The sequence below is a fragment of the Streptomyces sp. NPDC041970 genome (genome assembly GCF_055588985.1).
Genome location: NZ_JBVJCD010000033.1, coordinates 39765 through 63454 on the forward strand (window position 1 = coordinate 39765; position 23690 = coordinate 63454).

Annotated in this window: 18 protein-coding genes; 8 read left to right on the plus strand and 10 right to left on the minus strand. The window is 71.8% G+C overall.

Annotated elements, in window-relative coordinates; translation table 11 throughout:
- Positions 1–184: 184 nt before the first annotated feature.
- The 3 genes from ACZ6EJ_RS17725 to arc form a co-directional block, all read right to left on the minus strand.
- Positions 185–403: a ubiquitin-like protein Pup gene (locus ACZ6EJ_RS17725; protein WP_384619947.1), complete on the minus strand. Its 219-nt coding sequence runs from the start codon at positions 401–403 to the stop codon at positions 185–187.
- Between the two features lie 129 nt (positions 404–532).
- Positions 533–2044 carry a depupylase/deamidase Dop gene (gene dop / locus ACZ6EJ_RS17730; RefSeq protein WP_469268065.1) on the minus strand — a complete coding sequence of 504 codons (1512 nt, stop codon included), beginning with the start codon at positions 2042–2044 and terminating at the stop codon, positions 533–535.
- 237 nt (positions 2045–2281) lie between these two features.
- The gene (gene arc / locus ACZ6EJ_RS17735; RefSeq protein ID WP_469268066.1) at positions 2282–4048 is read right to left on the minus strand and encodes a proteasome ATPase; all 1767 of its coding nucleotides are present in this window, start codon (positions 4046–4048) and stop codon (positions 2282–2284) included.
- Between the two features lie 241 nt (positions 4049–4289).
- Between arc and ACZ6EJ_RS17740 the strand changes: the two genes are divergently transcribed.
- Positions 4290–4601 (plus strand): ferredoxin, encoded by a 312-nt coding sequence (locus ACZ6EJ_RS17740; protein WP_469268067.1) that lies wholly within the window; start codon positions 4290–4292, stop codon positions 4599–4601.
- A 9-nt stretch (positions 4602–4610) separates the two neighbouring features.
- Here the strand turns inward: ACZ6EJ_RS17740 and ACZ6EJ_RS17745 are convergent, their stop codons facing one another.
- The 3 genes from ACZ6EJ_RS17745 to ACZ6EJ_RS17755 all read right to left on the minus strand — a co-directional run bounded on the left by ACZ6EJ_RS17745 (position 4611) and on the right by ACZ6EJ_RS17755 (position 7597).
- Entirely contained in the window at positions 4611–5192 is a 582-nt protein-coding gene (locus tag ACZ6EJ_RS17745) for a hypothetical protein (protein WP_469268069.1), read from the minus strand.
- A 182-nt stretch (positions 5193–5374) separates the two neighbouring features.
- Positions 5375–6283 carry a tRNA (adenine-N1)-methyltransferase gene (locus ACZ6EJ_RS17750; protein ID WP_469268071.1) on the minus strand — a complete coding sequence of 303 codons (909 nt, stop codon included), beginning with the start codon at positions 6281–6283 and terminating at the stop codon, positions 5375–5377.
- A 63-nt stretch (positions 6284–6346) separates the two neighbouring features.
- Positions 6347–7597, minus strand: coding sequence for a site-2 protease family protein (locus ACZ6EJ_RS17755; protein WP_469268072.1), 1251 nt, complete (start codon positions 7595–7597; stop codon positions 6347–6349).
- Between the two features lie 177 nt (positions 7598–7774).
- On the opposite strand from ACZ6EJ_RS17755, the gene ACZ6EJ_RS17760 reads away from it, so the two are divergent.
- Together ACZ6EJ_RS17760 and ACZ6EJ_RS17765 are read left to right on the plus strand one after the other, a co-directional pair.
- Positions 7775–8587 (plus strand): RecB family exonuclease, encoded by an 813-nt coding sequence (locus tag ACZ6EJ_RS17760; RefSeq protein WP_469268073.1) that lies wholly within the window; start codon positions 7775–7777, stop codon positions 8585–8587.
- Positions 8588–8619: 32 nt separating this feature from the next.
- The gene (locus ACZ6EJ_RS17765) at positions 8620–9291 is read left to right on the plus strand and encodes a response regulator (RefSeq protein ID WP_469268075.1); all 672 of its coding nucleotides are present in this window, start codon (positions 8620–8622) and stop codon (positions 9289–9291) included.
- A 152-nt stretch (positions 9292–9443) separates the two neighbouring features.
- Here the strand turns inward: ACZ6EJ_RS17765 and ACZ6EJ_RS17770 are convergent, their stop codons facing one another.
- From ACZ6EJ_RS17770 to metH, 3 genes are all read right to left on the minus strand, one after another.
- The gene (locus tag ACZ6EJ_RS17770) at positions 9444–11042 is read right to left on the minus strand and encodes an ABC transporter substrate-binding protein (protein WP_469268077.1); all 1599 of its coding nucleotides are present in this window, start codon (positions 11040–11042) and stop codon (positions 9444–9446) included.
- 323 nt (positions 11043–11365) lie between these two features.
- The gene (locus tag ACZ6EJ_RS17775) at positions 11366–12067 is read right to left on the minus strand and encodes an HAD family hydrolase (protein WP_469268079.1); all 702 of its coding nucleotides are present in this window, start codon (positions 12065–12067) and stop codon (positions 11366–11368) included.
- Positions 12068–12208: 141 nt separating this feature from the next.
- Positions 12209–15721 (minus strand): methionine synthase, encoded by a 3513-nt coding sequence (metH, locus tag ACZ6EJ_RS17780; protein ID WP_469268081.1) that lies wholly within the window; start codon positions 15719–15721, stop codon positions 12209–12211.
- Between the two features lie 239 nt (positions 15722–15960).
- Between metH and ACZ6EJ_RS17785 the strand changes: the two genes are divergently transcribed.
- From ACZ6EJ_RS17785 to ACZ6EJ_RS17805, 5 genes are all read left to right on the plus strand, one after another.
- Positions 15961–16725 carry an IclR family transcriptional regulator gene (locus tag ACZ6EJ_RS17785; RefSeq protein WP_469268104.1) on the plus strand — a complete coding sequence of 255 codons (765 nt, stop codon included), beginning with the start codon at positions 15961–15963 and terminating at the stop codon, positions 16723–16725.
- A gap of 341 nt (positions 16726–17066) precedes the next feature.
- Entirely contained in the window at positions 17067–17858 is a 792-nt protein-coding gene (locus tag ACZ6EJ_RS17790) for an MIP/aquaporin family protein (protein ID WP_469268082.1), read from the plus strand.
- A 49-nt stretch (positions 17859–17907) separates the two neighbouring features.
- On the plus strand, positions 17908–19452 hold the full coding sequence (gene glpK, locus ACZ6EJ_RS17795; protein ID WP_469268083.1) for a glycerol kinase GlpK: 1545 nt from the start codon (positions 17908–17910) through the stop codon (positions 19450–19452).
- A 14-nt stretch (positions 19453–19466) separates the two neighbouring features.
- Entirely contained in the window at positions 19467–21077 is a 1611-nt protein-coding gene (locus ACZ6EJ_RS17800) for a glycerol-3-phosphate dehydrogenase/oxidase (RefSeq protein WP_469268085.1), read from the plus strand.
- Positions 21078–21292: 215 nt separating this feature from the next.
- Positions 21293–22336, plus strand: coding sequence for a PAC2 family protein (locus ACZ6EJ_RS17805; protein ID WP_469268087.1), 1044 nt, complete (start codon positions 21293–21295; stop codon positions 22334–22336).
- Between the two features lie 64 nt (positions 22337–22400).
- Here ACZ6EJ_RS17805 and mshC read toward each other — a convergent pair whose 3' ends face one another.
- Positions 22401–23630, minus strand: a complete 1230-nt coding sequence (gene mshC / locus ACZ6EJ_RS17810; protein WP_469268089.1) for a cysteine--1-D-myo-inosityl 2-amino-2-deoxy-alpha-D-glucopyranoside ligase — start codon at positions 23628–23630, stop codon at positions 22401–22403.
- Between the last annotated feature and the right edge of the window lie 60 nt (positions 23631–23690).

A 23690-nucleotide genomic window follows, 5' to 3' on the forward strand; every position in this document is an offset into this window, starting at 1 on the left:
CACCCCCCCTCCCCGTCTCTGGGGGCTCCCCCCTTGGTGGGGGGGGTGTGTTTCGTGCTGCCCGGTATTTTGCCCCCGGGGGGGGGGGGGGGGCCCCCCCCCCCCCACGCCCCCCCCCCCCCCCCCCGCCTCCCGTGCCCGGCACGGGCTGTGCGCGGCCCTACCGAGGGACCCTGTGCGCGGCCTACTGCCCGCCCTTCTGGACGAAGGAGCGGACGAAGTCCTCGGCGTTCTCCTCCAGGACGTCGTCGATCTCGTCCAGCACCGAGTCGACGTCGTCGCTCAGCTTCTCCTGGCGCTCCTTGAGGTCCTCGGATCCCTGCGCCTCCTGCGCCTGCTCCTCGACCTCCTCGGTGGAACGCGTCGCCTTCTGCTGTCCGCCGCCGGTGTCCTTGGTCGCCATGTAGCTCACCCCGCTCGGTTCGAAGCAATCGAAGCTCTTGATCAGACCCTACCCACGGGGTCCGACATCGGCCCGGCACTTGTCCCAACGTGCGGACCCCAGGTGATTGATTCCCAGCCGGGCCGCCTTTCAGCCGCCCGACAGGGCCCGGACCAGCTCCTGCGCCGTCCGGCAGCGGTCCAGCAGGCCCTCGACGTGCTCGCGGGTCCCGCGCAGCGGCTCCAGCGTGGGCACGCGCTGCAGCGAGTCGCGGTCCGGCAGGTCGAAGATGACCGAGTCCCAGGAGGCCGCCGCCACGTCGTCGGCGTACTGCTCCAGGCAGCGCCCCCGGAAGTAGGCCCTGGTGTCCTCCGGAGGCTTGGTGCGGGCTCGGGTGACCTCGTCCTCGTCCAGCAGCCGCTTCATCCGGCCGCGGGCCGCCAGCCGGTTGTACAGGCCCTTGTCGGGGCGCACGTCCGCGTACTGGAGGTCCACCAGGTGCAGCCGGGGGGCGTCCCAGTCCAGGGAGTCGCGGCGCCGGTAGCCCTCCATCAGCTCCCGCTTCGCGATCCAGTCCAGCTCGCCCGCCAGGCTCATCGGATCGGTCTCCAGCCGGTTGAGTGTGTCCTCCCAGCGGGCCAGGACGTCCTCGGTCTGCTCGTCGGCGTCGGAGCCGTACCGCTCGTCGACGTACTTGCGGGCCAGCTCGAAGTACTCCATCTGCAACTGGACCGCGGTGAGCGTCCGGCCGCTGCGCAGCGTGATCAACTGCGCCAGGTCCGGGTCGTGGGAGACCTGGTGCAGGGTGCGCACGGGCTGGTCGACGGCGAGGTCGACGTTGATGAAGTCGTCCTCGATCATGGACAGCACCAGGGACGTGGTGCCGAGCTTGAGGTAGGTGGAGATCTCCGAGAGGTTGGCGTCGCCGATGATCACGTGGAGTCTGCGGTACTTCTCGGCGTCGGAGTGCGGCTCGTCGCGGGTGTTGATGATCGGGCGCTTGAGCGTGGTCTCCAGGCCGACCTCGACCTCGAAGTAGTCCGCGCGCTGGCTGATCTGGAAGCCGTGCGCGTCGCCGTCCTGGCCGATGCCCACCCGGCCCGCGCCCGTGACGACCTGGCGCGAGACGAAGAACGGCGTCAGATGGCGCACGATGTCCGAGAACGGCGTCTCCCGCCGCATGAGGTAGTTCTCGTGCGTGCCGTAGGAGGCGCCCTTGTTGTCGGTGTTGTTCTTGTAGAGGTGGATCGGCTGTGCGCCGGGGATGGCGGCCGCCCGCTCGGCGGCCTCCGCCATGATCCGCTCGCCGGCCTTGTCCCAGAGCACCGCGTCGCGCGGGTTGGTGATCTCCGGCGAGCTGTACTCGGGGTGGGCGTGGTCGACGTAGAGCCGGGCGCCGTTGGTGAGGATGACGTTGGCCAGGCCGATGTCCTCGTCGGTGAGCTGGCTGGAGTCCGCGGTCTCGCGGGAGAGGTCGAAGCCTCGCGCGTCGCGCAGCGGGTTCTCCTCCTCGAAGTCCCAGCGGGCGCGTCGCGCCCGGTGCATCGCCGCCGCGTAGGCGTTGACGATCTGGGACGAGGTGAGCATGGCATTGGCGTTGGGGTGACCGGGGACGGAGATCCCGTACTCCGTCTCGATGCCCATCACTCGCCGTACGGTCATGCGGCCCTCCTTGCCCGGCGCCGGTCCCGTCCGGGAGCGACGCTCAAGTACCGCTGCTGTGTCCGGTGCGTGTGCGGCGTCCGGCACCGCACACCGCGCGACTCAGCGGTACCGCAGAGCCTAGAGCGCCTCCGCGCCGGTGGGGAGATCAATGACGACATTGTTCCGGCGTGGCCGGATCGGGGAATGCGACCGGCTGCGGAGCCCCCGGAGGGGCATCCGCAGCCGGACCGCGCTTTACAGGTACTGGCCGGTATTGGCCACCGTGTCGATGGACCGTCCGGAGTCCGCGCCCTGCTTTCCGGTGACGAGTGTGCGGATGAAGACGATCCGCTCGCCCTTCTTGCCGGAAATCCTGGCCCAGTCGTCCGGATTGGTGGTGTTGGGCAGGTCCTCGTTCTCCTTGAACTCGTCCACGCAGGCCTGCAGGAGGTGGGAGACGCGCAGACCCTTCTGCCCGTGTTCGAGGAATGCCTTGATGGCCATCTTCTTCGCCCGGTCGACGATGTTCTGAATCATCGCGCCGGAGTTGAAGTCCTTGAAGTACAGGACTTCCTTGTCGCCGTTGGCGTAGGTCACCTCGAGGAAGCGGTTCTCCTCGGATTCGGTGTACATGCGCTCCACGACGGACTGGATCATCGCGTGGGCTGCCGCGGCTCGGGACCCGGCGTGCTCGGACAGGTCGTCCGCGTGCAGCGGGAGCGAGGGCGTGAGGTACTTCGCGAAGATGTCCTTCGCCGCCTCGGCGTCCGGGCGCTCGATCTTGATCTTCACATCGAGGCGGCCGGGGCGCAGGATGGCGGGGTCGATCATGTCCTCGCGGTTGGAGGCGCCGATGACGATGACGTTCTCCAGGCCCTCCACCCCGTCGATCTCGGCGAGGAGCTGCGGGACGATGGTGTTCTCCACGTCCGAGCTGACGCCGCTGCCGCGGGTGCGGAAGAGGGACTCCATCTCGTCGAAGAAGACGATGACGGGGGTGCCCTCGCTCGCCTTCTCGCGAGCGCGCTGGAAGACCAGGCGGATGTGCCGCTCGGTCTCGCCGACGTACTTGTTGAGCAGCTCGGGGCCCTTGATATTGAGGAAGTAGCTCTTCCCCGCGGGCTGCCCGGTGACCTCGGCGACCTTCTTGGCGAGCGAGTTGGCGACGGCCTTGGCGATGAGCGTCTTGCCGCAGCCGGGCGGGCCGTAGAGCAGGATGCCCTTCGGCGGCCGCAGTTCGTGCTCCTTGAAGAGGTCGGGGTGGAGGTACGGCAGCTCGACCGCGTCGCGGATCAGCTCGATCTGGTCGCCCAGGCCGCCGATCTTGTCGTAGTCGATGTCCGGGACCTCTTCGAGGACGAGCTCCTCGACCTCGCTCTTGGGGACCACCTCGTAGACGTATCCGGAACGGGAGTCCAGGAGGAGGGCGTCGCCGGAGCGGATGGTGAGGTTCAGCAGCGGCTCGGCGAGCCGCACCACTCTCTCCTCGTCGGTGTGCCCGACCACCAGCGCCCGCTCGCCGTCCTCGAGGATCTCCTTGAGCGTGACGATGTCGCCGGCGCGCTCGAACTCCATGGCCTCGACCACGTTGAGCGCTTCGTTGAGCATGACCTCCTGGCCGCGCCGCAGGTCCTCCAACTCGACGCTGGGGCTGACGTTCACCCGGAGCTTGCGGCCCCCGGTGAAGATGTCGCAGGTGCCGTCCTCGTTGGCCTGGAGGAAGACGCCGAAGCCGGCCGGCGGCTGCGCGAGCCGGTCGACCTCCTCCTTGAGGGCCACGATCTGGTCGCGCGCCTCGCGGAGCGTGTTGGCGAGCCGCTCGTTCTGCGCGGACACGCCCGCCAGGTTGGTCTGCAACTCGACGATCCGCTCTTCGAGAATCCTCGTATGCCGCGGAGAGTCGGCGAGCTTGCGTCGCAGGACGGCGATTTCCTGCTGGAGAAAGGCAACCTGGCCGGCTGGGTCTTCTGACCCCTGCGCGGGCCGGATGCCGCGGTTGATGTCGTCGTCGTGGGCTGCCACGGTCCTCACCTCCTCCATGGGGAGCTGGACGCTTCCTGACCCTACCTGGGTGGGTGGTGATTGAAACCCCTAGATCACAAAGACTCCGAGGTGTGTCCGATCTTCACCCTTGCGCTCTCCCTCACGCCAAGGGAATACCCACCCTTCGGCACCGGAAAGCCGCCGGTTGTATCGTCGACGTGTTCAACACCCGTCAGGGCTGGCTCCAATGGGTTCGGATACGCAGGGAACGGCAGGACACATGACCGCGCAACAGGACTCGCCGGACGGCAGCGGCACCCAGGACCTGGAGGTCTGGATCGACCAGGACCTCTGTACGGGCGACGGCATCTGCGTGCAGTACGCCCCCGACGTCTTCGAGCTGGACATCGACGGCCTGGCGTACGTGAAGAGCGGCGACGACGAGCTGCTGCAGGAGCAGGGCGCCACGACGCCGGTGCCGCTGCCGCTCCTCCAGGACGTCGTGGACTCGGCCAAGGAGTGCCCCGGCGACTGCATCCACGTACGGCGCGTCAGGGACGGCGTCGAGGTGTACGGGCCGGACGCGGCGTAGGGCCGCCGCTCACACGCCGCGCGCGGGCTCCTCGGAGGTGCGGACGAAGGCCCGGCCCTTCCAGCGCCAGGAGGCCCGCTCCTCCTGGTCGGGGCAGCAGCGGGGCACCTCGGCCGAGGAGTAGCCGAACAGGGTGGCCGAGACCGCGCCGTCGCGCACGGCGAGGTCCCCGACCGTCTTGCGGTCGGCGGGCTGCAGCAGGGTCGCCACGACGCGGGGCTCGGAGCCGCTCCCCGGCGTCAGGACGTAGACGCCCGCGGGCGGGGTGCCGGACCCGGCGGCGCAGTGGACCACGGCGACCGTTTCCGGCCGTCCGTCGCCGTCGAGGTCGCCCGGCGCCTGCGCGGCCACCGTCGTCCCGACGCCTCCGCACTCCAGCGGGAAGTCGGCCGCGGCCGGATCGGGGGCGGTGGCGGGCGCCGCGTGCCGGGCCCCGGTCCGCTGCTCGGGGGCCGTGGCGGTGGCGGTGGCCGCACGGGGCTGGAGCAGCCCGGCCAGCGCGACGACGCCGGCCGTCGCGGCGGCCGTGGCGAGCCAGTGGATCGGCTTGGCGGCGGTGTGCGCGAGGTCCGGGGGCGCGGGGGTCTGCACGCGGTACGTCTCCTGTGGTCCTGGGGGCGCCTGACACCCCGAGGGGTGGCCAGCATCGTGCCACATCTCACACGCCGCGGGAACGGCGGGGCGGGTCCCCGGAGGTCGACGGAGAGACGCCGCCGCGCGGTTCGACCCGGTCGGTCGGGGAACCGCGCGGCGGCGCGTGGGCGTGGTGCGGGTCAGTCCCGGGAGGCCGAACCGCTGCGGCTGCCGGGGCCGTCGTAGTCGTCGCCGTAGGCGCCCTTGGACGGGCGGCGGCGGCGCACCGGGGGCTCGACGCCGTCCGCGAGGCGGCGGGCGGTGACCAGGAAGCCGGTGTGGCCGATCATCCGGTGGTCGGGGCGGACGGCGAGGCCCTCCACGTGCCAGTTGCGGATCATCGACTCCCAGGGCTGCGGCTCGGCGAAGCAGCCGATCTCGCGGATGGACTCGACGGTGCGCGAGAGCTGGGTGGTGGTGGCCACGTAGGCGCAGAGGATGCCGCCGGGCACCAGGGCCTTGGAGACGGCCTCCAGGCACTCCCAGGGGGCGAGCATGTCCAGCACGACGCGGTCGACGTCGGTGTCGCAGAGGTTGTCCTGCAGGTCTCCGACGGTGAGCTGCCAGGCGGGGTGCGGCGAGCCGAAGTAGCGCTCGACGTTCTGCTGGGCGATCTCGGCGAAGTCCTCGCGGCGCTCGTAGGAGTGCAACATGCCCTGCTCGCCGATGGCGCGCAGCAGGAAGGTGCTGAGCGCGCCGGAGCCGACCCCGGCCTCCACGACGCGGGCGCCGGGGAAGATGTCGGCGAAGGCGAGGATCTGCCCCGCGTCCTTGGGGTAGACCACGGCGGCGCCGCGGGGCATGGACAGGACGTAGTCGGGGAGCAGGGGGCGCAGCGCGAGGTAGGCGACGTTTCCCGTGGTTCGGACAACACTGCCCTCGGGAGCACCGATCAGCTCGTCGTGCGGGAAGGAACCCTTGTGGGTGTGGAAGTTCTTCCCGGCTTCGAGCGTGAAGGTGTAGTGGCGTCCCTTGGGGTCGGTGAGCTGGACCTGGTCCCCGACCTTGAAGGGCCCGCGTCGGCGGGCGGCACCGGTCGGTTCAGACATGTGACCAGCGTACCGGTGATTCAGGGGCCGCCGACCGCCCCGGAGCGGCGGGGGCGCGCGGGGTCAGGCGCCGGGCCGGGCCATGGCCGCGACGAAGGCGCGCTCGACGTCGGCGGTGGAGAGGACCCCGTAGATCCGGCCGCTCTCCTCGATGACCAGGTACTCCGTGGCGGGGGTGGCCTTGAGGCGGTCCAGCAGGGCTTCGCCGGCCAGTTCGGCGGGGATCCTCATGCCCTCGGTGAGGTCCTGGGCGAGGCCGCCCACCGCGACCCAGGGGCGGCGGTGCTCGGGGACGCCGGCGATGGCCGCCTCGCGGACGACGCCCTTGGGGTCGCCCTGCCCGTCGACGACGACCAGGGCGCGGGCGCCCGCCTCGTTGGCCCGGCGCAGCGCCTCGGAGAGCGGGGTGGCGGACTCGACGGGGACGGCGCGCCGGGTGAGGGTGCGGGCCCGCAGGTCGGGCAGGTGCTCGCGGAGCCGGGCCATGCGCAGGGCGTTCCCGGCGCCGGTCCAGATGATGCCGGCGAGGATCGCGGCGAGCAGGGCGTCGGTGACGGTCTCCACGCCGCCGACGTCCTCGGTGGCGTTGCCGAGGGCCCCGGTGTGGGTGAGCAGCGGCAGGCCGACGAGGACCGCGACGGCGAGGCCGCGGCCGACCCAGACGGCGGCGACGGTGCCGCTCATGGGCTTGCCGGTGATCTTCCAGATGACGGCGCGGAGCATCCGGCCGCCGTCGAGGGGGAGGCCGGGCAGGAGGTTGAAGGCGGCCACGATGAGGTTGGAGATCATCAGGCCGGCGAGCAGGACGCCGGGGACGGTGGCGGGCTCGACGAACCGCATGGCGAGGTGGAAGACGCCGCCGAGGACCAGGGACAGGAGCGGTCCGACGAAGGCGAGGACGAACTCGCGGCCGGGGGTTTCGGTCTCCTTCTCGATCTCCGAGACGCCGCCGAAGAACTGGAGCTGGATGCGGCGGACGGGGAGCTTGTAGCGCAGTGCCGCGACCGTGTGGGCCAGCTCGTGGACGAGCACGGAGGCGTAGAAGGCGATGGCGAAGAACAGGGCCACCAGGTAGCGGGCGCCGCCGAGGTCGGGCAGCACCCGGTCGAGCTGGCCGCCGAAGACCCAGGTGATCAGCGCGGCGACGACGAACCAGCTCGGGGCCACGTAGACGGGCACGCCGAAGGGGCGGCCCATGAGCAGGCCGCCGCCGGGCTCCGCGGGGCGTCGGGGCTTGCCGTTCCCGGGGGCGCCGCCGGGGTCCTCGCCCCCCGCGCCGGGCTGCGGCCGCCCGCTGTCGCCGCTCTCGTCCACGTGGTCCCTTCGGTTCGGTGCGTGGTCCGCGTCACCGCCCCGCGGTGTGCGGGGGTGTGCCGTCGATGGTATGCCGCACGCTGTCGGTGGGGGGCCGTAGGGTCTTGAGACATGACCTCCGTTCCGCGGCAGCCTCAGCCGCCCACGTCCCTGTCGCCGTCGCGGGCGAGCGATTTCATGCAGTGTCCCCTGCTCTACCGCTTCCGGGTGATCGACAAGCTGCCCGAGAAGCCCAGCGAGGCGGCCACCCGCGGCACGCTGGTCCACGCCGTGCTGGAGCGGTTGTTCGACGCCCCGGCCGCGGACCGCACGGCGCCGCGGGCGCGGGCGCTGGTGCCCGGCCAGTGGGAGCGGCTGCTGGAGTCGAGGCCGGAGCTGGGCGACCTGTTCGCGCAGGACGCCGAGGGCGAGCGGCTGACGCGCTGGCTGGGCGAGGCCGAGCGGCTGGTGGAGCGGTGGTTCTCGCTGGAGGACCCGACGCGGCTGGAGCCGGCCGAGCGCGAGCTGTTCGTCGAGACCGAGCTGGAGTCGGGGCTGCGGCTGCGCGGGGTGATCGACCGGGTCGACGTCGCGCCGACGGGCGAGGTGCGCATCGTCGACTACAAGACGGGGAAGGCGCCGCGGCCGGAGTACGCGGAGGGGCCGCTGTTCCAGATGACGTTCTACGCGCTGGTGGTCTGGCGGCTGAAGGGCGTCGTGCCGCGCCGCCTCCAGCTCGTCTACCTGGGCAGCGGCGACGTGTTGACGTACGACCCGGTGGTGGCGGACCTGGAGCGGGTGGAGCGCAAGCTGCTGGCGCTGTGGGAGGCGATCGAGCTGGCGACGGAGACCGGCGACTGGCGGCCGCGGCCGACGAAGCTGTGCGGCTGGTGCGACCACCGGGCGCTCTGCCCGGAGTTCGGCGGGACTCCCCCGGTCTACCCCCTGGCGGTACGCCCGGCGCGGTCGGACGAGGAGGCGCAGGGCAGAATGGGGCCGGTCCGCGTCTAGCCTGGGCCCCCGGGGCCTTTTGAGGAGTTCCTGTGGCGATCCGCGTCCTTCTGGTCGACGACCAGCCCCTGCTGCGCACCGGCTTCCGGATGATCCTGGAGGCCGAGGGCGATCTGGCGGTGGTCGGTGAGGCCGGTGACGGTCTGCAGGCCATCGACCAGGTGCGGGCGCTGCAGCCCGACGTGGTCCTGATGGACATCCGGATGCCGCGGATGGACGGGGTGGAGGCGACCCGCCAGATCACCGGTCCCGGAAAGGACGGCCCGGCGAAGGTCCTGGTGCTGACCACCTTCGACCTCGACGAGTACGTCGTCGAGGCGCTGCGGGCGGGGGCGAGCGGCTTCCTGCTGAAGGACGCCCCGGCGGCCGAGCTGGTGCAGGCCATCCGGGTGGTGGCGGCGGGCGAGGCGATGCTCGCGCCGAGCATCACGCGCCGGCTGCTGGACAAGTACGCCGACCACCTGCCCTCCGGCGAGGAGCAGGTGCCGGACGCGCTGCACACGCTGACGGACCGCGAGGTCGAGGTGTTGAAGCTGGTGGCGCGGGGGCTGTCCAACGCGGAGATCGCCGCGGACCTGTTCGTCAGCGAGACGACGGTCAAGACGCACGTGGGCCACGTGCTGACGAAGCTGAGCCTGCGCGACCGGGTGCAGGCCGCGGTGTACGCGTACGAGAGCGGGCTGGTGCGCCCCGGCGCGCAGTAGCGGTCCGGCGCCCCGTCACACGGCGGGAGCCGCCGGGTCCGCCCGCGCGGCGCGGGAGGGCGGCGCCGTGGCCCGCCACGCCGGAGTGCGGGTCGCGGTCCCGTCTCGCGCGCCGCGGGAGAGCGGACCCGGCGGCTCCCGCCGGTGCGGCGTCAGGCGCGGGGCCGGTTCAGCTCCCAGAGCTGGAGCTCGGAGGTGGCGCTGACGGACCGTTCGACCCCGGCGACCCCCTGGCGGGAGGCCACGTACTGCTTGCCCTGCCAGATGGGGAGCACGGGCACGTCGTCGGCGACGATGTCCTGGAGCTTCTCGTAGGTCGCGGCGGCCGAGGTGCGGTCGGTCTCGCGGCGGGACTGCGGGATGAGGGTGTCCTGCGCCTCGGCGGAGCGGTAGGGCGAGTTGAGGAAGTTGTCCTTGTCCAGGAACGGCGCGGTGTAGTTGTCGGGGTCCGGGAAGTCGGGGAACCAGCCCATGCCGTACGCCGCGTAGTCGCCGCGCTTCTGCTCCGCCCGGTAGGTCGACCACTCCTTGCCCTCGACGGAGACGTCGAAGAGGCCCGAGCGGTTCAACTGCTGCTGGATCGCCTTGAACTCCTGGGCGGTGGCGGAGCCGTAGTGGTCCTTGGTGTAGTGCAGGGTGAACTCCACCGGGGTCTTGATCCCGGCCTTGCGCAGCGTCGCGGCGGCCTTGGCGGTGCTGGGCTCGCCGTACTTGTTGAAGAAGGCGTTGGTGTGTCCGGGGATGCTGGAGGGGATCAGCGAGTAGAGCGGCTCGGCGGTGGCGCCGTACACCTTGCCCGCGATCTCGCCCCGGTCGATGACCTGGGCCACGGCCTGCCGGACGGCCTTGTTGACCACGGGGTTCTTGGTGTTGAAGCCGAGGTAGCTGATGGCCAGGCCGGGCAGCTCGGTCAGCTCGACGCCGTCCCGAGGGTTCTCCAGCATGTCGCGGGCCTGCTCGGGCGACATCGCGCGGGTCATCATGTCGATCCGCTTCTCCTCCAGCGCCTTGCCCATGGCCTCGGCGTCGGGGAAGAGGTCCATCTCGACCTTGTCGTTGAGCACCTTCAACTCGCCCTTGTACGCGGGGTTCCGGTTGAAGGTGATCTTGGTGACCCGGCCGTCCTCGACGGAGGGCTCCATGGTGTACGGCCCGGAGCCGTCGACCTGGAAGCCGTCGCGGGGGGCCTTCGCCGGGTACTGCGCCCTGGGGACGATGCCGGCGGCGGGCGTGGCGAGCTTGTACGGGAAGGTGGCGTCGGGGGTCTTCAGGTGGAAGACCACCTGGTTCTCGCCCTTGGTCTCGATCGCGTCGATGTTGGCGAGCAGGCCGACCGGGCCGCTGTCGGCGCCGATGTCGATGACCCGCTGGATGGAGTACTTCACGTCCTCGGCGGTGACGGGCGTCCCGTCGGCGAAGGTGAGGCCCGCGCGCAGGGTGCAGCGGTAGCTCTCGTTCTCGGTGTCCGTGAAGGCGCAGTCGCGGGCGGCCTCGGGCACCGGCTTGCCGCCGCCGTTGGGCACGGTGGTGAGGGTCTGCACCGTCTGGCGCAGGACGTTCCAGACGCCCGCCTCGTAGCCGGTGGCCGGGTCGAGCGGGGCGGGGTCCCCCTTGGAGGCCACGAGCTGATCCGTGGTGCCGACGACGATGGCGCCCGAGCCACCGGCGTTGTCGTCCGCGCCGCCGCACGCGGCGAGCACGGGGGCGAGCAGGCCGATGACGGCCGGCAGCACCAGGGTCTTGCGGTTCATCTGGACGTTCTCCCTCATCCGGGCTGGTGAGGAATCCAAGGTAGTAGCCGTCGGCGTCGCCTCCGACCGGCCGCGTCACGGCGCACGCCGCTCCGGCGCCCGGCGGCGGAGACATATGATCATTATTTCGGGCAAGTGATGCGATCCCGGCGGTCGACCGCACCGCGACGGGTGAGGAACTTCACCCGCCGACCCTCTTCACTTATGCGTCCGGCGATGATCCACATTCACGGGATACCGGCGGAACGCACACGTTCACGGGAGGAGATCCGCCGTTCGTTCACAATTCACCGGGCGGGCCCGCGGCCCGGCGGGCGACCGGGTCAGTCCACCGCCGTGACGAGCTTCCGCAGGAAGGCGAGGTCGACCTCCTCCAGCGAGCCGACGACGACCCGTCCGGGCGCGGGAGCGATCGGCGCGACCGAGGGCACGGCGACGACGCGGCATCCGGCGGCCTCGGCGGCGGCCACGCCGGTGGCGGTGTCCTCGATGACGGCGCAGCGCCAGGGGTCGGCGCCGAACCCGGCGGCGGCGGTGAGGTAGGGCTCGGGGTGCGGCTTGGTCCGGGCGACCTCGTCCCCGGCGACCGTGAGCGCGAAGTGGTCGCGGCCCACGGACTCCAGCACCTTGTCGATGATGCGGCGGTGGGAGGCCGAGACGAGGGCGGTGGGCACCTCGTGCGCGGCCAGTTCGGACAGCAGCCGCCCGGCGCCCGGCATCAGCGGCACGCCGCGCTCGATGCGCTTCTCGAAGCCGTCGTTGAGCAGGACGGTCAGCTCCTCCAGCCGGATGTCCGCGCCGGTGACGTCGATGAGGTAGCCCGCGCTGCGGCTCATCGGGCCGCCGACGACCACGTCGCGCCAGGACTCCTGCAGCCGGTGCCCGAGGCCGGCGAAGACCTCCTTCTCGACCTCCCACCAGAAGCCCTCGGTATCGACCAGGGTCCCGTCCATGTCGAGAAGGACCGCCTGCAGGACGGCGCCTTCGGCCGTGCGGGTCGAGGACGCGGGAACCGTACTGGTCATCCGGCACACCTTCCGTGGGGGACGAGAAGGCCGGCCGCCGCTCCCGGAGGGGAGGGCGACCGGCCTGCACTGGACCGACCAGTGTACGACGTGTCCGGCCAAGGTGCGCGAAGAGCGCGGGACCGGGGGGCGAAGAGCGGCCTAACGGGCGTTGAAGTACTTCGCCTCGGGGTGGTGGAGGACGATGGCGTCGGTGGACTGCTCCGGGTGGAGCTGGAACTCCTCGGAGAGCTGGACGCCGATCCGCTCCGGCCGCAGCAGGTCCGCGATCTTCGCCCGGTCCTCCAGGTCGGGGCACGCTCCGTAGCCGAGCGAGAACCGCGCGCCCCGGTACTTCAGCGCGAACATGTCCTCGACGTCCGCGGGGTCGTCCCCCGCGAAGCCGAGCTCGGCGCGGACGCGGGCGTGCCAGTACTCGGCGAGGGCCTCGGCGAGCTGCACGGACAGGCCGTGGAGTTCCAGGTAGTCGCGGTAGGAGTCGGCGGCGAACAGCTCGGCGGTGGCCTCGCCGATCCTCGAACCGACGGTGACGACCTGGAGGCCGACGACGTCCGTCTCGCCGGACTCCTCGGGGCGGAAGAAGTCCGCGAGGCAGAGCCGGCGGCCGCGGCGCTGGCGCGGGAAGGTGAAGCGGGTGCGCTCGGAGCCGTCGTCGTTGAGGAGGATCAGGTCGTCGCCCTTGGAGTGGCACGGGAAGTACCCGTGGACGACGGCCGCCTCCAGGAGGTTGTTGGACTGCAGGTGGTCGAGCCAGCCGCGCAGGCGCGGGCGGCCCTCGCTCTCCACCAGCTCCTCGTAGGTCGGGCCGTCGCCCGTGCGCGCCTGCTTGAGCCCCCACTGGCCCTTGAACAGCGCGCCCTCGTCCAGCCAGGAGGCGTACTCCTTGAGCGGGATGCCCTTGACGACCCGCGTGCCCCAGAACGGCGGCTCGGGGACCGGCACGGTGGTGGAGACGTCCGAGCGCACCGAGCCCTCGGGCTCCTCGACCTCCAGGACGGCGGCGTCCTTCCTGGCGACCCTGCGCTGCTTCAGCTCCGGCAGCGCCGCGCCCGGCACGCCGCGCTTGACGCCGATCAGCGCGTCCATCAGGCGCAGCCCCTCGAACGCGTCGCGGGCGTAGCGGACCTCGCCCTCGTAGATCTCGTGCAGGTCCTGCTCGACGTAGGCGCGGGTGAGGGCGGCGCCGCCCAGGATGACCGGGTAGTCGGCGGCCATCTTGCGCTGGTTGAGCTCCTGGAGGTTCTCCTTCATGATCACCGTGGACTTCACCAGCAGGCCGGACATGCCGATGACGTCGGCGCGGTGCTCCTCGGCGGCTTCCAGGATCGCGGAGACGGGCTGCTTGATCCCGAGGTTGACGACGGTGTACCCGTTGTTGGTCAGGATGATGTCGACGAGGTTCTTGCCGATGTCGTGGACGTCGCCGCGGACGGTGGCCAGGACGATGGTGCCCTTGCCCTCGTCGTCGGTCTTCTCCATGTGCGGCTCCAGGTGGGCCACCGCGGTCTTCATGACCTCCGCGGACTGCAGCACGAAGGGCAGTTGCATCTGGCCGGAGCCGAACAGCTCGCCGACGACCTTCATGCCCTGGAGCAGCGTGTTGTTCACGATGTCGAGGGCCGGGGTGTCCTGGAGGGCCTCGTCGAGGTCGGCCTCCAGGCCGTTCTTCTCGCCGTCGATGATGCGCCGCTGGAGCCGCTCGTCGAGCGGGAGGGCGAGGAGCTCCTCGGCCTTGCCCGCCTTCATGGACTTGGTGGAGACGCCCTCGAACAGCTCCATGAGCCGCTGGAGCGGGTCGTACCCCTCGGAGCGGCGGTCGTGGATCAGGTCCAGGGCGACCTTGACCTGCTCCTCCTCCAGCCGGGCGATGGGCAGGATCTTGGAGGCGTGCACGATCGCGGAGTCCAGGCCGGCCTTGACGCACTCGTCGAGGAAGACGGAGTTCAGGACCACGCGGGCGGCCGGGTTCAGCCCGAAGGAGATGTTGGACAGGCCCAGCGTCGTCTGGACGTCGGGGTGGCGCTTCTTCAGCTCGCGGATCGCCTCGATGGTGGCGATGCCGTCCTTGCGCGACTCCTCCTGGCCGGTGCAGATGGTGAAGGTCAGGCAGTCGATGAGGATGTCCGACTCCTGGATGCCCCAGTCGCCGGTGAGGTCCGCGATCAGCCGCTCGGCGACGGCGACCTTGTGCTCGACGGTGCGGGCCTGGCCCTCCTCGTCGATGGTCAGGGCGATCAGGGCCGCCCCGTGCTCGGCCGCGAGGGCGCTGACGTGCGCGAAGCGGGAGTCGGGGCCGTCGCCGTCCTCGTAGTTGACCGAGTTGAGGACGGCCCGGCCGCCGAGCTTCTCCAGCCCGGCCCTCAGCACCGGCACCTCGGTGGAGTCCAGCACGACGGGGAGGGTCGAGGCGGTCGCGAACCGCCCCGCCAGCTCCGCCATGTCCGCGACGCCGTCCCGGCCGACGTAGTCCACGCAGAGGTCGAGCATGTGCGCGCCCTCGCGGATCTGCTCGCGCGCCATCTCCACGCAGTCGTCCCAGCGCGCTTCGAGCATCGCCTCGCGGAACTTCCTGGAGCCGTTGGCGTTGGTGCGCTCGCCGATCGCGAGGTACGAGGTGTCCTGGCGGAACGGGACGCTCTGGTAGAGCGAGGCCGCGCCCGGCTCGGGCCGGGGGTCCCGCTGGGCCGGGGCGAGGCCGCGGGCCCGCTCGACGACGGCCCGCAGGTGCTCCGGTGTAGTGCCGCAGCAGCCGCCGATGAGGGACAGGCCGTAGTCCCGGACGAACGTCTCCTGGGAGTCGGCCAGCCCCTGGGGGCCGAGCGGGAAGTGCGCCCCGTCCTTGGTGAGCACGGGCAGGCCGGCGTTGGGCATACACATCAGGGGCGTACGGGAGTGGCGGGCGAGGTAGCGCAGGTGCTCGCTCATCTCGTCCGGGCCGGTCGAGCAGTTCAGGCCGATCAGGTCGATGCCCAGGGGCTCCAGCGCGGTCAGCGCCGCGCCGATCTCCGAGCCGAGCAGCATGACGCCGGTCGTCTCGAAGGCGAGGGAGCAGATCAGGGGCACGTCGACGCCGAGGGCGTCCATCGCCCGGCGCGCGCCGATCAGGCTGGACTTGGTCTGCAGCAGGTCCTGCGTGGTCTCCACGATCAGGGCGTCGGCGCCGCCGGCGAGCAGGCCCTCGGCGTTCCGCTGGTAGCCGTCGCGCAGGACGTCGTACGCGATGTGGCCGAGGGAGGGCAGCTTGGTGCCCGGTCCGATCGAGCCGAGGACCCAGCGGGGGCGGCCGTCCGCGGCGGCGAACTCGTCGGCGACCTCGCGGGCGATGCGGGCGCCCGCCTCGGACAGCTCGTGGATGCGGTGGGCGATCTCGTACTCGTTCGCCGCGGAGTGGTTGGCGCCGAAGGTGTTGGTCTCGACGCAGTCCACGCCGACCGCGAAGTACTCCTCGTGGACCGAGCGCACGATGTCGGGGCGGGTGATGTTGAGGATCTCGTTGCAGCCTTCGAGGTTCTCGAAGTCCTCCAGCGTGGGGTCCTGCGCCTGGAGCATGGTGCCCATCGCCCCGTCGGCCACGACCACGCGGGTGGCCAGTGCCTCCCGGAGCTCGTCGGCGCGGGTCCGGCTGTCGGCGGCGGGTGTCGGCAACGAGGCCATGGATGATCTCCCAGGGATGCGACGGCTGTCGGCTTTGCGCCGTCCTCGGGGAAGGCGCACCCCGTCAGCCTAGCCGGACGGCCCCCCGGCCCGTCAGTGCGTCCATGGGACGGACTCATGCTGTGCGGGGGGCGCCGCACGGGTGGCCCAGTGGCGGAGACTTTCCCAGGAGTCGGGCAGAGGTCGGCATCGACCGATACTGTTCAGCATTGTCGAACAAGGTGGAGGAGTACGGCGCGATGGCCAAGAACATCCAGTCGCTGGAGCGAGCGGCCGCGATGCTGCGCCTGCTGGCGGGCGGCGAGCGCCGGCTCGGGCTCTCCGACATCGCCTCCTCGCTCGGACTGGCCAAGGGCACCGCGCACGGCATCCTGCGCACCCTGCAACTGGAGGGGTTCGTGGAGCAGGACGCGACGTCGGGGCGCTACCAGCTCGGCGCGGAGCTGCTGCGGCTGGGCAACAGCTATCTGGACGTCCACGAGCTGCGGGCCCGAGCCCTGGTCTGGACCGACGACCTGGCCCGCTCCAGCGGCGAGAGCGTCCACCTGGGGGTGCTGCACCAGCACGGCGTCCTGATCGTCCACCACGTCTTCCGGCCCGACGACAGCCGCCAGGTGCTGGAGGTGGGGGCGATGCAGCCGCTGCACTCCACGGCGCTGGGCAAGGTGCTGTCCGCCTACGACCCGGTGGCGCACAGCGAGGTCATGGAGGCGGAGCGCCGCGCCTTCACCGGGCGCACCGTCACCGCCGCCGACGAGTTCGAGGCGATGCTCGACCTGATCCGCGCGCGGGGCTGGGCCGCCGACGCCGAGGAGACCTGGGAGGGCGTCGCCGCCGTGGCCGCCCCGGTGCACGACCGGCGCAGGATGCCGGTGGGAGCGGTCGCCGTGACGGGCGCGGTGGAGCGGGTGGCTCCGGGCGGGGCCCTGCGGCCGGAACTGATCGCCGCCGTGCGCGACTGCGCCCGCGCGGTCTCCCGCGACCTGGGCGCCGGCCGCTTCTGAGACCGGGGCGGGCGCGCGCTCGCGCCGGTCGGCGCGCGCCCGAGCGGGCCCGGCGCGCCGGCGTGCGCCCGCTCGCGGTCGCGCGGTAACGATCGCGTCGCGCCCCGAGTCGTACGCCACACAACTCTTGACGCTTCCTTCACTCGGGGGAAACACTGCCGTTCAACGGTCGGCATTGTCGAACGCCTAACGGCAATACGCGTTAGGGTGTGACAGTGCCAAGGGCCGGTCAAGCCCTTACAGGTGGGCTGCCCACGCCATGTGGATACCCATCTGGGGCGCGGGCCACCGGAGGGACCCGGTGGTCCGACCCCCCTGGACGAAGGACAAAGGAGTCGCGGGTGTCCAGCTCCGACATTTTCATCGGCGAGACCATAGGGACCGCCGTTCTCATCCTGCTCGGCGGCGGTGTCTGCGCCGCCGTCACGCTGAAGCGCTCGAAGGCCCGTGACGCGGGCTGGCTGGCCATCACCTTCGGGTGGGGGTTCGCCGTGCTCACGGCCGCCTACCTGGCCGGAGGCGTATCGGGCGCCCACCTCAACCCCGCGGTCACGCTCGGCCTCGCCGTCCAGGGCGGCACCGCGTGGGGCAACGTCCCGCTCTACCTGGTCTCCCAACTGCTCGGCGCGATGATCGGCGCCGTGCTGGTCTGGGCGGTGTACTACGGGCAGTTCCAGGCCCACCTCACCGACCCGGAGATCGTCGGGGCCACCACCGCCGACGAGGGCATGGTCGACCGGGCCTCGGCCCCCGCGGCGGGCCCGGTGCTCGGGATCTTCTCCACCGGACCGGAGATCCGCAACGCCGTGCAGAACGTGGTCACCGAGGTCATCGCCACCGTCGTGCTGGTCCTGGCCATCCTGACCCAGGGCCTCAACGCCGGGGGCGACGGACTCGGCACGCTCGGAGCACTGGTCACCGCCCTGGTCGTCGTCGGCATCGGCCTCTCGCTCGGCGGCCCCACCGGCTACGCGATCAACCCGGTCCGCGACCTGGGCCCCCGCATCGTGCACGCCGTGCTGCCGTTGCCGAACAAGGGCGGTTCGGACTGGGGCTACGCGTGGGTGCCCGTCGTGGGCCCCCTGTTCGGCGGCGTCCTCGCCGGCGGGCTGTACAACCTGGCCTTCGCGTAGTTCCGTGCCGTCTTCCCACCACCCCGCAGACTTTTCCCAGGAGCACACCGTGACCGACGCACACACCACCGGCACCCACGGCAGCGGGCCGTTCATCGCCGCCATCGACCAGGGCACCACCTCCAGCCGCTGCATCGTCTTCGACAAGGACGGCCGGATCGTCTCCGTCGACCAGAAGGAGCACGAGCAGATCTTCCCGAAGCCGGGCTGGGTCGAGCACGACGCGACCGAGATCTGGGAGAACGTCCAGGAGGTCGTCGCCGGAGCCATCGTCAAGGCGGGCATCACCTCCGCCGACGTGAAGGCGATCGGCATCACCAACCAGCGCGAGACCACCCTGCTGTGGGACAAACACACCGGTGAGCCCGTCCACAACGCCCTCGTCTGGCAGGACACCCGCACCGACGCGCTCTGCAGGGAGCTGGGCCGCAACGTCGGCCAGGACCGCTTCCGCCGCGAGACCGGGCTGCCCCTCGCCTCGTACTTCGCCGGCCCCAAGGTCCGCTGGCTGCTCGACAACGTCGAGGGGCTGCGCGAGCGCGCCGAACGGGGCGACATCCTCTTCGGCACCATGGACTCCTGGGTCATCTGGAACCTGACCGGCGGCGCCGACGGCGGCGTCCACGTCACCGACGTCACCAACGCCTCGCGCACCCTCCTGATGAACCTGCGCAAGCTGGCGTGGGACGAGAAGATCCTCACCTCCATCGGCATCCCCGCCTCGGTCCTCCCCGAGATCCGTTCCTCCGCCGAGGTCTACGGCCACGCCAAGGGCGGCATCCTCGACGGCGTCCCGGTCGCCTCGGCGCTCGGCGACCAGCAGGCGGCCCTCTTCGGCCAGACCTGCTTCGCCGAGGGCGAGGCCAAGTCCACGTACGGCACCGGCACCTTCATGCTGATGAACACCGGCGAGAACCCGGTGAACTCGTACAACGGCCTGCTCACCACCGTCGGCTACCGCATCGGCGACCAGCCCCCCGTGTACGCGCTGGAGGGCTCCATCGCCGTCACCGGCTCGCTGGTGCAGTGGATGCGCGACCAGATGGGCCTGATCAAGTCGGCCGCCGAGATCGAGACGCTGGCCTCCTCGGTCGAGGACAACGGCGGCGCCTACTTCGTGCCCGCCTTCTCCGGCCTGTTCGCCCCCTACTGGCGCCCGGACGCCCGCGGCGTCATCACCGGCCTGACCCGTTACGTCACCAAGGCGCACATCGCCCGTGCCGTCCTGGAGGCCACCGCCTGGCAGACCCGCGAGATCAGCGACGCCATGACCAAGGACTCCGGCGTCGAGCTGACCGCGCTCAAGGTCGACGGCGGCATGACGTCCAACAACCTGCTGATGCAGACGCTCTCCGACTTCCTGGACGCACCCGTGGTGCGGCCCATGGTCGCCGAGACCACCTGCCTCGGCGCGGCCTACGCCGCCGGCCTCGCCGTCGGCTTCTGGCCGGACACCGACGCGCTGCGCGCCAACTGGCGCCGCGCCGCCGAGTGGACACCCCGCATGGACGCGGACACCCGTGCCCGCGAGTACAAGAGCTGGCTCAAGGCCGTCGAACGGACCATGGGCTGGGTCGAGGACGAAGAAAGCTGACGAGGAGCATCACCATGACCACCCAGCAGAGCGTTCCCGCCCTCGGAACGCACCCGGCCTCCGGCTCCCTGCCGAGCCGCGCCGAGACACGGGAGCAGTTGTCCCGTGCGACGTACGACCTCCTGGTCATCGGCGGCGGCATCCTGGGCATCTCCACCGCCTGGCACGCCGCGCAGTCCGGGCTGCGGGTGGCTCTGGTGGACGCCGGCGACTTCGCCGGCGCCACCTCCTCCGCCTCCTCCAAGCTGCTCCACGGCGGTCTGCGCTACCTCCAGACCGGCGCGGTCAAGCTGGTCGCGGAGAACCACTTCGAGCGCCGCGCGGTCTCCCGCGAGGTGGCCCCGCACCTGGCCAACCCGCTCACCTTCTACCTCCCGGTCTACAAGGGCGGCCCGCACGGCGCGGCCAAGCTCGGCGCGGGCGTCTTCGCCTACTCCGCGCTGTCCGCGTTCGGCGACGGCGTCGGGCACGTGATCAGCCCGGCCAGGGCGCAGCGCGACGTCCCCGAGCTGCGCACGGACAACCTGAAGGCCGTCGCGGTCTACGGCGACGACCAGATGAACGACGCCCGCATGGCGCTGATGACGGTCCGCGCGGCCGTCGACGCGGGCGCCGTCGTGCTCAACCACGCGGCCGTCACCGGCCTGCGCTTCACCCGCGGCCGGGTGACGGGCGCCGACCTGAAGGACGCCGTGGACGGCACGGAGTTCGGGATCGACGCCCGGCTCGTGCTGAACGCGACCGGCCCCTGGGTCGACCGCCTGCGCGCGATGGAGGACCCGAACGCGGCCCCCTCCATACGCCTGTCCAAGGGCGCGCACCTGGTCCTCAAGCGCACCCGCCCGTGGCGGGCGGCGCTGGCCACCCCGATCGACAAGTACCGGATCACCTTCGCGCTGCCGTGGGAGGACATGCTGCTCCTCGGCACGACCGACGAGGAGTACGAGGGCGACCCGGCCGACGTGGCGGTGACCGAGGCGGACACCGCGCAGATCCTGGACGAGGCGGCGTTCTCGATCAGGGACCAGCAGTTGTCCCGCGACCTGATCACGTACTCCTTCGCGGGTCTGCGGGTGCTGCCGGGCGGGCCCGGCGACACCTCCAAGGCCAAGCGCGAGACGGTCGTGACGGAGGGCCGCGGCGGGATGCTGTCGGTGGCCGGCGGCAAGTGGACGACGTTCCGCCACATCGGCCGCACGGTGATGAACAAGCTGGCCGCTCTGCCGGGGCACCCGCTGGCGGAGGACATGGAGCCGATGTCCCGGCTGCCGAAGAAGCTTCCGCTGCCCGGCATCGCCAACCCGAACGCGGTCGCCCACCGGCTGCTGGTCGACGGCGGCACCCCCGGCCCCCGGATGGCGCCGGACACCGCCCGGCACCTGGCCACGCACTACGGCTCGCTCGCCTTCGACATCGCCCGCCTGGCCAACGAGCGCCCGGAGCTGGCCGAGCGCGTCCACCCGGACGCCCCGGAGATCTGGGCCCAGGTCGTCTACGCCCGCGACCACGAGTGGGCCGAGACCGCCGAGGACGTGCTGCGCCGCCGGACGACGCTGACGATCCGCGGCCTGGCGACGGACGACGTGCGCGACGGCGTCGAGAAGCTGCTGGCCGACCGGGGCTGACGCCCCGTCGGACGCGGACGGGGGCGGCCCGGCCCGGTGGCGCCGGGGGCCGCCCCCGTCGGCGTGCCCGCACCCCCCGGCGCCGATGCACGGATCCGGCCGGTGATCCAGGGGCGGTGGCAGGGTTCACCCGGCCGTGCAAGAGGGCTGCGGTGAGGGGGCTCCGACGCCGTAAGGTTGCTCCGTACGCATGGAGACGTCGGAAGGAGGTCCGGGTGATCGAGCTCGAGTCGGTGCCCGAGCTGATCGACCCGGTCATGGTGGCCGCGTTCGAGGGCTGGAACGACGCCGGGGACGCCGCCTCCACAGCGGTCGGCCACCTGGACCGGGAGTGGAAGGGCGAGGTGTTCGCGGCGCTGGACGCCGAGGACTACTACGACTTCCAGGTCAACCGGCCCACGGTGTGGCTGGAGGGCGGGGTGCGGAAGATCACCTGGCCGACGACCCGGCTCTCGGTGGTGCGCGTCGGCGGGGACAAGCCCCGCGACCTGGTCCTGGTGCGGGGTATCGAGCCGTCGATGCGCTGGCGCTCGTTCTGCAACGAGATCCTCGGCTTCGCCCACGAGCTGGGCGTCGAGATGGTCGTCATCCTGGGCGCGCTGCTGGGCGACACCCCGCACACCCGGCCGGTGCCGGTGAGCGGGGTGACCTCGGACGCGGACCTGGCGCGGACGATGGACCTGGAGGAGACGCGGTACGAGGGCCCCACGGGGATCGTCGGCGTCCTCCAGGAGGCGTGCACCCACGCCGGGGTGCCCGCGGTGAGCCTGTGGGCGGCGGTTCCGCACTACGTGTCGCAGCCCCCCAACCCGAAGGCGACGCTGGCCCTGCTGAACCGGCTGGAGGACCTGATCGGGCTGCGCATCCCGCTGGGCGAGCTGCCCGAGGACGCGCGGGCCTGGCAGCTCGGGGTGGACCAACTGGCGGCGGAGGACAGCGAGGTCGCGGAGTACGTCCAGACGCTGGAGGAGGCGCGGGACACCGCGGAGCTTCCCGAGGCGTCCGGCGAGGCCATCGCCCGCGAGTTCGAGCGGTATCTGCGGCGGCGCGACGGCGGTCCCGGCCAGGGCCCCGGAGGCCATGCGACGGAGAGCGGGGACGGCGCGTACCTGCGGGACCCGTCCGGCGGCCGCACCCGACCGCCGAAGCCGCAGCGGCCGGAGCCCGGCGCGAGCGGCCCGGCGGGCGAGGACGGGAAGCGGGACGAGGGCGACGGCCCCGGCCAGGCGTCGACCGGGGACACCCCCGACCAGGGCTGATCGGCCCGACGAGCGCGTTCGGCCCCGGACTCCGCGCGGAGTCCGGGGCCGAACGCCGCGCGTCCTACAACGCGACGCCGAGCAGGGCGTCGACCGTGCGCGAGACGAGTCCGGGCGCGCCCTCGTCCGTACCGCCCCGCGCGCCCTGGAGGGCGGCCCAGCGGTCCACGGCGGCGAGCGCCGCGGGGCTGTCCAGGTCGTCCGCGAGGGCTTCGCGGACCTCCTCGACCAACGCGTCGGCCGACGGCCCGTCGGGGCGCGATACGGCGGCCCGCCAGCGCGCGAGGCGTTCCACGGCGTCGGCGAGGACCTGGTCGGTCCACTCCCAGTCGGAGCGGTAGTGGTGGGAGAGCAGGGCCAGCCGGATGGCCGCCGGGTCGACGCCGTCGCGGCGCAGGGCCGAGACGAAGACCAGGTTGCCGCGGGACTTGGACATCTTCTCGCCGCCCAGGCCGACCATGCCCGCGTGGACGTACGCCTTGGCGAACGGGTGCTCGCCGGTCAGCGCCTGGGCGTGCGAGGCGCCCATCTCGTGGTGCGGGAAGGCCAGGTCGGAGCCGCCGCCCTGGATGTCGAAGCCCATGCCCAGGTGGTCGAGCGCGATGGCGACGCACTCGATGTGCCAGCCGGGCCGGCCCGCGCCCAGGGAGGCGCCGTCCCAGCTCGGCTCGCCCGGACGGGCGGCCATCCAGAGCATCGGGTCGAGGGGGTTCTTCTTTCCGGGGCGCTCCGGGTCGCCGCCGCGCTCGGCGGAGAGCAGCCGCATCGCCTCGGCGTCGAGACCGGAGACCTGGCCGAAGTGCGGGTCGGCGTCGACGGAGAAGTAGACGTCGCCGTCCAGCTCGTAGGCGGCGCCCGCGTCCCGGAGGCGCTCGACGAGGGGCACGATGCCCGGTATCGCCTCGACCGCGCCGACGTAGTGCTGCGGGGGCAGCATCCGCAGGGCGGTCATGTCCTCGCGGAAGAGGGCCGTCTCGCGCTCCGCCAGCGCGACCCAGTCCTCGCCGTCGCGCACGGCCCGCTCCAGCAGCGGGTCGTCCACGTCGGTCACGTTCTGGACGTACTGAACCTGCCGCTTGGTGTCGAGCCACACGCGCTGGACGAGGTCGAACGCGTTGTAGGTCGCCGCGTGACCCAGGTGGGTCGCGTCGTACGGCGTGATGCCGCAGACGTAGATGCGGGCGACGGGACCGGGGGCGGAGGTGATCCGCTCGCCGGTCGCGGTGTCGTGAATCCGGAGGTCGCGGCCCTTGCCGGGCAGGGCGGGGACCTCAGAAGCGGGCCAGGCATACATGTCCTGAGCGTAACCGGACGATGCTTCCGGATACGAACCGGCTCCCGAAAGCTGTCCGAA